7 protein-coding genes, 1 tRNA gene and 1 pseudogene are annotated in these 9,658 nt (G+C 72.9%); 8 read left to right on the top strand and 1 reads right to left on the bottom strand.

What is annotated here, in order from left to right; all coding sequences use genetic code 11:
- A pseudogene (locus tag MNZ27_RS15625) lies at positions 1–584 on the bottom strand (DUF4388 domain-containing protein); the annotation flags it as partial.
- Between the two features lie 64 nt (positions 585–648).
- Between MNZ27_RS15625 and MNZ27_RS15620 the strand changes: the two are divergent.
- From MNZ27_RS15620 to leuD, 8 genes are all read left to right on the top strand, one after another.
- Complete coding sequence (locus MNZ27_RS15620; RefSeq protein ID WP_242395019.1) at positions 649–1,047, top strand: VOC family protein; 399 nt, start codon at positions 649–651, stop codon at positions 1,045–1,047.
- Positions 1,044–1,805, top strand: a complete 762-nt coding sequence (locus tag MNZ27_RS15615) for a hydroxyacylglutathione hydrolase C-terminal domain-containing protein (protein ID WP_242395018.1) — start codon at positions 1,044–1,046, stop codon at positions 1,803–1,805. The genes MNZ27_RS15620 and MNZ27_RS15615 overlap by 4 nt, the downstream gene beginning before the upstream one ends.
- A gap of 225 nt (positions 1,806–2,030) precedes the next feature.
- Positions 2,031–2,675, top strand: coding sequence for a CDP-alcohol phosphatidyltransferase family protein (locus tag MNZ27_RS15610; protein WP_242395017.1), 645 nt, complete (start codon positions 2,031–2,033; stop codon positions 2,673–2,675).
- Positions 2,676–2,724: 49 nt separating this feature from the next.
- Positions 2,725–2,796, top strand: a tRNA-Val gene (locus MNZ27_RS15605).
- A 230-nt stretch (positions 2,797–3,026) separates the two neighbouring features.
- Complete coding sequence (gene thrS / locus MNZ27_RS15600) at positions 3,027–4,988, top strand: threonine--tRNA ligase (RefSeq protein ID WP_242395016.1); 1,962 nt, start codon at positions 3,027–3,029, stop codon at positions 4,986–4,988.
- 911 nt (positions 4,989–5,899) lie between these two features.
- Positions 5,900–7,474, top strand: a complete 1,575-nt coding sequence (locus MNZ27_RS15595) for a 2-isopropylmalate synthase (protein WP_242395015.1) — start codon at positions 5,900–5,902, stop codon at positions 7,472–7,474.
- Between the two features lies 1 nt (position 7,475).
- On the top strand, positions 7,476–8,897 hold the full coding sequence (leuC, locus tag MNZ27_RS15590) for a 3-isopropylmalate dehydratase large subunit (RefSeq protein WP_242395014.1): 1,422 nt from the start codon (positions 7,476–7,478) through the stop codon (positions 8,895–8,897).
- Entirely contained in the window at positions 8,897–9,472 is a 576-nt protein-coding gene (gene leuD / locus MNZ27_RS15585; protein ID WP_242395013.1) for a 3-isopropylmalate dehydratase small subunit, read from the top strand. The genes leuC and leuD overlap by 1 nt, the downstream gene beginning before the upstream one ends.
- Positions 9,473–9,658: the final 186 nt, after the last annotated feature.

The raw sequence follows: 9,658 nt of genomic DNA, 5'->3' as shown, positions 1-9,658 counted from the left end.
CGCGGCGGGGGCGGGGAGGGGCGCTCCACGGCGGGCCCGCGCGGCACGTCGGGCAGGGGCGCCGCGAGGCCGTCCCGCGGCGCGGGGGCGGCCGCGGGCGGCGGATCGTCGAGCGCGGGGATCGGGGCGGCCGAGACGGTCGGATCGTCGGAGGCCTGGAGCGGGAGGGCCCCGGTGACCGCGTCCTCGGCCACCTCCTCGACGGGCGGCGCGGCGGCGCCGGCCAGGCGGGCGGCCGCCGCGATCACCGCGTCCACGGGGAAGGGCTTCTCGAAGACCTCGCGGGCCCCGAACCTGCGCAGCGCCTCGGCGCCGCGCGCGCCGCGGAACACGCCCGACACCACGACGGCGGGCACCGCCGCGCGGCCGCACGCGGCGAGCAGCTCGGCCGGGCCCAGGTCGGGGAAGGGGAGATCGAGGATCGCCACGTCGGGCGCCTCGCGGAGCGCCGCCGCGGCCGCCTGGCCGCCGGCGGCGAGGGACGCGCCCGCGCCGAGGCGCGCCCCGGCGGTGACGAGCAGGCCGGCGAGCTCGGCGTCCTCGACCGCGATCAGCAGGCGCTTTCCTGACAGGGGGAAGGTCACCGGCGGTCGAGGCTACCACGGCGGGAGCTGGCGCAGCGCGGCGGCCGCGGGTAGCCTCCCGCCCGTGCCGCTCGCCTTCCACCACCTCGCCATCCAGTGCGCCGACCTCGATCGCTGCGAGCACTTCTACCGCGAGGTCCTCGGGCTCGCCGTCCTGAAGCGGTGGCCGCGCGAGGGGGGCGGCGGCGATCGCAGCGTGTGGCTCTCGGTCGGGAGCGGCGAGCAGGCGGGGTTCCTCGCGCTCGAGCGCGCCGAGGAGCCGCTGGAGCGCCGCCCGTGGCGCGACGGCCGCGCCGGGCTTCACCTCTTCGCGCTCCGGATCGCGCCGTCGGAGCGCCGCGGGTGGGAGGATCGCCTCGAGGCGGCGGGGGTGCAGGTGGTGCACCGCACGCGCTGGACGATCTATTTCACGGATCCGGAGGGGAACCGGATCGGGCTGAGTCATTACCCGCGGGATCTGTGATCTTCGCCCGCCGCCGGTACCGCGCCGACAACTACGTCTACCTCCTCGCGGCGGAGGACGACGCGGCGCTGGTCGATCCGGGCGATCCCGAGGTCGCGCTCGCGCTCGCCGCCGCGCACGGGGTCCGGCCCCGCTGGATCCTCCACACGCACGGTCACCCGGACCACGCCGGCGGCTCGGCGCGGGTCGCGGCGGCGCTCGGCGCCGAGGTGCTCGGCCACGGCGGCGACGCCCGGTGGTACGCGCCGGACGTGGACCTCGCGGGGCGGGACGCCCTCGCGCTCGGTCGCCTCCGGCTCCGCGTCCACGGCGCCCCCGGCCACACGCCCGGCTCGGTGCTGCTCGAGTGGGAGGGGCGCCTCCTCACCGGAGACACGCTGTTCTGGGCCGGATGCGGGAACTGCCGCTCCGGAGGAGAGCCGGCGCGCCTCGCCCGGACGTTCCTCGAGGTGATCGCCCCGCTCGACGGGGCCCTCGAGATCCACCCCGGCCACGACTACGCCGTCCCCAACCTCGCGTTCGCGCTCGGCCTCGAGCCCGGGAACGCCGCGGCGCGGACCCGGCTCGCCGAGGTCGAGGTGGCCCACCGCGCCGGCGCCGAGCCGGCCCCCTCGACCCTGGCCCGCGAACGCGCGGTGAACCCGTTCCTGCGGCTCGACGCGCCGGGCGTGGCCGCCGCCGTCGCCCGCGCCGCGCCGGACGAGCCCGACGCGGTGGCCCGCTTCGTGGCGCTGCGGGCGCTGCGCGACCGCGCGTAGCGTCGGCCCCGGCGGGGCTACCCGCGCGGTACGCGTCCGCGGCATCCCGACGCGTGCCCCTGGCCGATGCCGGTCGGATCACGGGATCGGGCCACGGGCCACGCGACGCGGCTCACGGGTGACGAAGAGCCGGTCACGGTCACGGTGACGGGCACGGGGGGCCGGGTGTTAGAGTCCGCTGACGCGGCGGGCCGGGGCAGGGACGCGCCGCGGGGAGCCCGAGGGATGCGCGACGCGGACGACGAGCGCGACGACTTCCAGGGCGGGGGCGGCTCGCCGCTCAACCTCGCGAACGCCCTGACGGCGTCGCGGATCCTGCTCGCGCCCGTCTTCCTCGTCCTCTACGTCCACGGCGACCGGCTCCGCGCCCTCGCCGCGTTCGTCGCGGCGGCGGCGACCGACGTGCTGGACGGGCTGGTGGCCCGGGCGCTCCACCAGCACACCCGCCTCGGCGCGTTCCTCGACCCCATCGCCGACAAGTTCCTCGCCGCCTGCGCGCTGGTCGCCCTCGCCGCGACCGGGCGGCTGCCGATCTGGCTCCCCGCGCTGGAGATCGCGCGGGACCTCGCCCAGCTCGCCGGCGCGGCGCTGCTCCGGAGCACCGGCCACCCGATCCCGGTGGCGCCCACGCGGATCGGGAAGTACGCGACCTTCGCCCTCGCGGCGACGGTGGTGCTCGCGCTGGCGGAGGAGTACGGGACCTCTCCGCGCGAGCTCGCCCCCTACGTCGCCGCGATGGGGCTCCTCGCCGCGGAGTGCGTGGCGATCTCGTTCGCGCAGTACGCGCTGTTCTTCGCCCGCGCCATCCGGGCGCCGGGTGAGGACGGCGGATCGGCGGGGGAGCGGGGCGGCGCGCGAGAGAGCCGTTGACACCGTTCGCGATTTGGCTATAACCGCGCCTCGCCTGTGCGGAACAGCCAGGCCCGTAGCTCAGTGGTAGAGCACCACCTTGACACGGTGGGGGTCGTCAGTTCAATCCTGACCGGGCCTACAAGCAGACCGAGGGGTTGACGGAAACGTCAGCCCCTCTTTCTTTTTTCGGCTCCCGCGTCTCGGAGCAGGGGAGCCCGCGGGCGCCGCCCCGGCGCGCGCGGCGTGGAAGGGCTTCTCACACCGGCGGGGCCGTGCGAGAGTGACACACCGCCACGGCGGACATGCTCCGCCCGCGGGCCAGCCACCACCGGCTGGCTTTTTTTGCGACCGCAGATAGGCACATCGACCATGTCCGACCTCGTGAAGGTGACCCTCCCAGACGGCAGCCAGAAGGAGGCTCCGAAGGGGACCACCGTCCTCGACTTCGTGAAGGGGCAGATCGGCCCCGGGCTCGCGAAGGCCGCCTACTTCGCCCGCCTCGACGGCGCGCCCGTCGATCTGTCGCGCGCGCTCGATCGCGACGCGAAGCTCGAGATCGTGACGACGAAGAGCCCCGAGGCGCTCGAGGTCGCGCGCCACGACGCCGCCCACGTCATGGCGAGCGTGGTCCAGAAGCTCTACCCCGGGACCCAGGTCACCATCGGCCCGGCGATCGAGGACGGCTTCTACTACGACTTCGCCCGCGAGACGCCCTTCACCCCGGAGGACCTCGAGAAGATCGAGCGCGCCACCAACGAGGCGATCAAGGCCGACCTGCCGTTCGTCCGCTCCGAGATCTCCGCCGACGAGGCGGTCCGGCTCTTCGAGGGGAAGGGCGAGAAGTACAAGGTCGAGATCGTGAAGGACATCGCCGCGAAGGGCGCGAAGACCCTCACGCTCTACCGGCACGGCGACTGGGTGGACTTCTGCCTCGGGCCGCACGGCCCGTCCACGGGCCGGATCGGCGTCGTGAAGCTCCTCAACGTCGCCGGCGCCTACTGGCGGGGCGACGCGAAGAACGCGATGCTCCAGCGGATCTACGGCACCGCGTTCTTCGACAAGAAGGCGCTCGACGCGCACCTCGCGAAGCTCGAGGAGGTGAAGAAGCGCGACCACCGCAAGCTCGGCCCCGCGCTCGGGCTGTTCGCGTTCCACGAGTGGGCGCCGGGCGCCGCGTTCTGGCTGCCTCACGGGACGACGCTCTACAACGTCCTCGAGGACGCGATGCGCCGCCTCGTGACGAAGAACGGCTACCTCGAGGTGAAGACGCCGCTGCTCTTCAACAAGAAGCTCTGGGAGCAGAGCGGGCACTGGGGCGTGTACCGCGAGAACATGTTCCTCGTCTTCGACAAGGAGGCGGACCCGGCGCTCCCGCTCGACGAGCGGCTCGGCATGAGCCTGAAGCCGATGAACTGCCCGTCGCACCACCTCATCTACCGGATGGGGAAGCGCTCCTACCGCGAGCTGCCGCTCCGGTACTTCACGGTGGACGTGCTGCACCGGAACGAGCTCTCCGGCTCGCTCGGCGGCCTCACCCGCGTCCGGCAGTTCTGCCAGGACGACTCGCACATCTACCTCGCCGAGTCGCAGATCTCCGACGAGATCCAGCGCATCGTCGATCTGATGAAGATCGTCTACGGCGCGTTCGGGCTCGAGTTCTCGCTGAAGCTCTCGACCCGGCCGCTGAAGCCCGAGGACCGGATCGGGAACGACGAGCTGTGGGATCGCGCGGAGGGCGCGCTGCGCTCGGCGCTCGACCGGATGGGCCTCCCCTGGGAGCTGAACCCGGGCGACGGCGCGTTCTACGGGCCGAAGATCGACTTCGTCGTGACCGACTCGCTCGGCCGGACCTGGCAGACCTGCACGATCCAGCTCGACTACGCCGCGCCGGAGCGGTTCGACCTCTCCTACGTCGGCGACGACAACAAGGAGCACCGCCCGGTCGTCATCCACCGCGCGATCTACGGCTCCTTCGAGCGGTTCATCGCGATCCTCACCGAGCACTACGCCGGCAGCTTCCCCGCCTGGCTCGCGCCGGTGCAGGCGCGCGTGGTCACCGTCTCGGACCGCTTCGACGCCTGGGCGCGCGAGGTCCAGGCCCGGCTCGAGGCGCAGGGCTGGCGCGTCGAGGTGGACGGCTCGTCGGACAAGCTCGGCGCGAAGATCCGCAACGCCCAGCTCGCGAAGATCCCCTTCACGCTGGTCATCGGCGAGAAGGAGGTCGAGGCGAAGGGCGTCGCGCCGCGGCGTCACGGCGGCGAGGACCTCAAGACGATGAGCCTCGAGGCGTTCGGGGAATTGCTCAAGAAGGAAGCGACGCCGCCGTACTAGCGGGGGCTGCGCCGACGCTCGGCGTGCGGGGAATCGCGAAGACGCCGCGCACGGTGCCCCGTGATTCGTGCCCGTCACCGTCACCGGCATCTCCGTGACCCGTGAACCGGCTCGCGTGGCCCGTGGCCCGGCCTCCGGTGGCCCGACGGAGACACGGGCCACGGGATGCGGGAAGCGGGAGGCGGGCACGGATACGGGGAACGGTCACGGGCACGGGCACGGTGACGGCCCGGACCGGCGGCTGCGCCTTTCCGGCGTGCGGGGAATCGCGAAGACGCCGCGCACGGTGCCCCGTGATTCGTGCCCGTCACCGTCACCGGCATCTCCGTGACCCGTGAACCGGCTCGCGTGGCCCGTGGCCCGGCCTCCGGTGGCCCGACGGAGACACGGGCCACGGGATGCGGGAAGCGGGAGGCGGGCACGGATACGGGGAACGGTCACGGGCACGGTGACGGGCACGGTGACGGGCACGGTGACGGGCACGGTGACGGGCACGGTGACGGCCCGTCCTCGACGATCGGCAGCCCGCCCGCTCGCCTGCTCCGGTGGCCGCCGGAGCGGGATGGCCATCCTGCTTGACGTCGTCGTCCGGGCTCGCTAGCCTGTTCGGAAGATGTCGTTCGGTCGCTCCATGCGTCGACTTCTTAGCCCGGCGGGAGAGGTATCCCGGCACGGGTAGCTGCGCCGCGACCTCTCCCGCCTCACCGGCCGGAGAGATCGCCTCGACGCGGACGACTCCTTCGGCCCCATCCCCTGGGAAACCGAGGAGCCGTCAGATGACGAACCGTCGAACCCCGCAGCAAGCCCCCGCAGCCCTGGCACCGGTTGGATCCACCGGCGACTCTGCTACTATCGCCGGCTCCCACAGCGGCCGACACGTAGGCGCCGCTGATACGAAAGGTCAACGGACCGTGAGCGATGCATCCCTCGACCGTGTCGTGATCTTCGACACCACTCTCCGGGACGGCGAGCAGTCGCCCGGCGCCTCGATGAACCTGGAGCAGAAGCTGCAGGTCGCCCGCGCGCTCCGCGATCTCGGCGTGGACGTGATCGAGGCAGGCTTCGCCGCCGCGTCGCCCGGCGACCTCCAGGCCATCCGCGCGGTCGGCGCGCAGATCGAGGGGCCGGTCATCGCGAGCCTCGCCCGCTGCAACCGGGGCGACATCGACGCGTCCTGGGAGGCCCTGAAGGACACCCGGCGCCGCCGCTGCCACGTCTTCCTCGCCACGAGCCCGATCCACCGCGACTTCAAGCTCAAGATGGTGAAGGAGGAGATCATCAAGCGGTCGGTCGAGGGCGTGAAGTACGCCCGCGAGCGCTTCGACGACATCGAGTTCTCCGCCGAGGACGCCGCCCGCACCGAGCTCGAGTTCCTGGCCGAGGTGGTGGAGCGGGTCATCGAGGCCGGCGCGACCACCGTGAACATCCCGGACACCGTCGGCTACGCGCTGCCGGTCACCTACGCGGAGACGCTCCGCTTCCTCAAGAAGCACGTCCGCGGCATCGACAAGGTCGTGATGTCGGTGCACTGCCACAACGACCTCGGGCTCGCGGTGGCGAACAGCCTGGTGGGGCTCGCGGAGGGCGCGCGCCAGATCGAGTGCACCATCAACGGCATCGGCGAGCGGGCCGGGAACGCCTCCCTCGAGGAGGTCGTGATGGCGATCCGGACCCGCCGGGACGTGGTGAAGGCGTGCACGGGCGTGAAGACCGAGCGCCTCTACCCCACGAGCCGGCTCGTCGCGCAGGTCACCGGGATCCAGGTGCAGCGGAACAAGGCCATCGTCGGGCAGAACGCCTTCGCCCACGAGGCGGGCATCCACCAGCACGGCATGCTCACCAACCGCGAGACCTACGAGATCATGCGGCCGGAGGAGGTCGGCTTCGCCCGCAGCGCGCTCGTCCTCGGGAAGCACTCGGGCCGGCACGCCCTGAAGGAGCGGCTGGTCGCCCTCGGGTATCAGCTCGAGGAGGCGCAGATCGACAAGGTGTTCCAGGACTTCAAGGTCCTCGCCGACAAGAAGAAGGACATCTACGACGCCGACATCGAGGCGCTCGTGCTGCACGGGCAGATCCTCGGCAAGAACGGCGTGGCCTGGGAGCTCGAGGCGCTCTCGACGACCTCCGGCACCGGGACGCTCCCCTGCGCCTCCGTCGCGCTCCGCGACGCGTCCGGCGAGCGCTTCCTCGCGGCCGCGACCGGCGACGGGCCGGTGGACGCGGTCTACCGGGCCCTCGAGAAGGTCACCGGCGTCTCGGCGAAGCTGCGCGACTACCAGATCGCGAGCGTCTCCAACGGCGAGGACGCGCAGGGTGAGGTGACGATCGAGATCGAGCACTCGACCGGCGTGTACCGCGGCCGCGCGCTCTCGACCGACATCATCGAGGGGAGCGCGCGCGCGTTCCTCGACGTCATGAACCGCATCACGCTCAAGATCGGCCCGCCGCAGGAGAGCGAGGCCCGCACCGAGATGGGGACCCCATAGAATGCAGCCGAAGACCCTGTTCGAGAAGGTCTGGGACGCGCACGTCGTCCGTCCCGAGACCCCGGAGACTCCCGCCGTCCTGTACGTGGACCTGCACCTCGTCCACGAGGTGACCAGCCCGCAGGCGTTCACGCTCCTCCGCGAGCGCGGGCTGAAGCTCCGCCGGACCGGCCGGACCCTCGCGACGATGGATCACTCGATCCCGACGCTCCCGCGCGGCGCCGACGGGAAGTGGCCGTTCATCGACGCGATGGCGGCCGCCCAGGTCGCGCAGATGGAGAAGAACTGCGCCGACTTCGGGGTCGAGCTGCACGGGCTCGGCGACCCGGCGCAGGGCGTCGTCCACGTGTTCGGGCCGGAGCAGGGCGCGACGCAGCCGGGCATGACGGTGGTGTGCGGCGACAGCCACACCGCCACGCACGGCGCGTTCGGCGCCCTCGCCTTCGGCATCGGCACCTCGGAGGTCGGCCACGTCCTCGCGACCCAGTGCCTGCTGCAGCGGCGCCCGAAGACGCTCGCGGTGCGCGTGGACGGGGCGCTCGGGCCCGGGCTCTCCGCCAAGGACCTGATCCTCGCGATCGTCGCGAAGCTCGGGGTGGGCGGCGGCACCGGCCACGTCATCGAGTACCTCGGCCCGGCGATCCGCGCCCTCTCGATGGAGGGCCGCATGACCCTCTGCAACATGTCGATCGAGGCGGGCGCCCGCGCCGGGATGGTGGCGCCGGACGACGTGACGTTCCAGTGGCTCGCCGGCCGGCCGCGCGCGCCGAAGGGCGCGGCGTGGGAGGAGGCCGTCGCCGCGTGGCGCAAGCTCCCGTCGGATCCGGGCGCGCGCTACGACCGCGAGATCGTCCTCGACGCCTCCGCGCTCGAGCCGATGATCACGTTCGGCACGAACCCGGGGCAGGGGATCGCCGTCACCGGAAAGGTCCCCGATCCCGCCGCCGAGGCGGACCGGCAGGTCCGCGCGACGCTCGAGGCGGCGCTCCGGTACATGGCGCTCACGCCGGGCAAGCCCATCGCCGGCCAGAAGGTGGACGTGGTCTTCATCGGCTCGTGCACCAACGGCCGGCTCGAGGACATGCGCGAGGCGGCGCGGGTGCTGAAGGGGCGCCGCGTCCGGATCCGGACGCTGGTCGTCCCGGGGTCGCACGCGGTGAAGCGCGCCGCGGAGGCCGAGGGGATCGACCGGATCGTCCGCGACGCCGGCGCCGAGTGGCGCGAGCCGGGCTGCTCGATGTGCATCGCCATGAACGGCGATCGCCTCGAGCCCGGCCAGTACAGCGTGTCCACGTCCAACCGCAACTTCGAGGGGCGCCAGGGCCCCGGCGGCCGCACGCTCCTCGCGAGCCCGCTCACCGCGGCCGCGGCGGCCGTGGCGGGCGCCGTCGCCGATCCGCGCCGCGTGCTGGAGGGCCGGTGATGGAGCCGATCAAGTTCATCGAGACGAAGACCGTCGTCCTCCCCCGGGAGAACGTGGACACGGACCAGATCATCCCGGCCCGGTTCCTCAAGGTCACCGACAAGAAGGGGCTCGGGAAGGTCCTCTTCTGCGACTGGCGGTACGAGGCGGGCGGCGCGCCGAAGCCCGACTTCGTCCTGAACCGGCCCGAGGCCGCGGGCTGCCGCGTCCTCGTGGCGGGCGACAACTTCGGCTGCGGCTCGTCCCGCGAGCACGCGCCGTGGGCCCTCGTGGACTACGGCTTCCAGGCCGTGGTCTCCACCCGGATCGCGGACATCTTCCGGAACAACGCGCTCAAGAACGGGCTCCTGCCCGTCGTCCTCGACCCGGAGAGCGTGCGGAAGCTCCTCGCGGCCCCGGGGGCCCAGGTCCGGATCGACGTCGCGGCGCAGACGGTCGGGCTGCCCGACGGCTCGAGCGCGAAGTTCCCCATCGACGCGTTCTCCAAGTACTGCCTGCTGAACGGGGTGGACGAGCTCGGCTTCCTCCTCGACCAGGAGGCGAGCATCGCCGCCTACGAGGCGAAGCGCCCGTAGGCGGGCAGGGGCGTCGTCCGACCATGCCGTTCCAACCGTGTCACGAGGGCCGCGCTCCGCTCGACGCCGTCGAGCGGGGGCCGGCCCGCCCCGAGGAGGTCCGGGTCGTCCGCGCGGCCGCGAAGCCGGCGCGCGCGTCGGCCGCGGGCGTACCGCGAGTACGCCGGCGCCGTGCGCGCACTCCGT

Source organism: Anaeromyxobacter oryzisoli (genome assembly GCF_022690765.1).
Lineage (GTDB): Bacteria > Myxococcota > Myxococcia > Myxococcales > Anaeromyxobacteraceae > Anaeromyxobacter > Anaeromyxobacter oryzisoli.
Note: the sequence above shows the minus strand (reverse complement) of the source record. Positions and strands in the feature narration are given on the sequence as shown.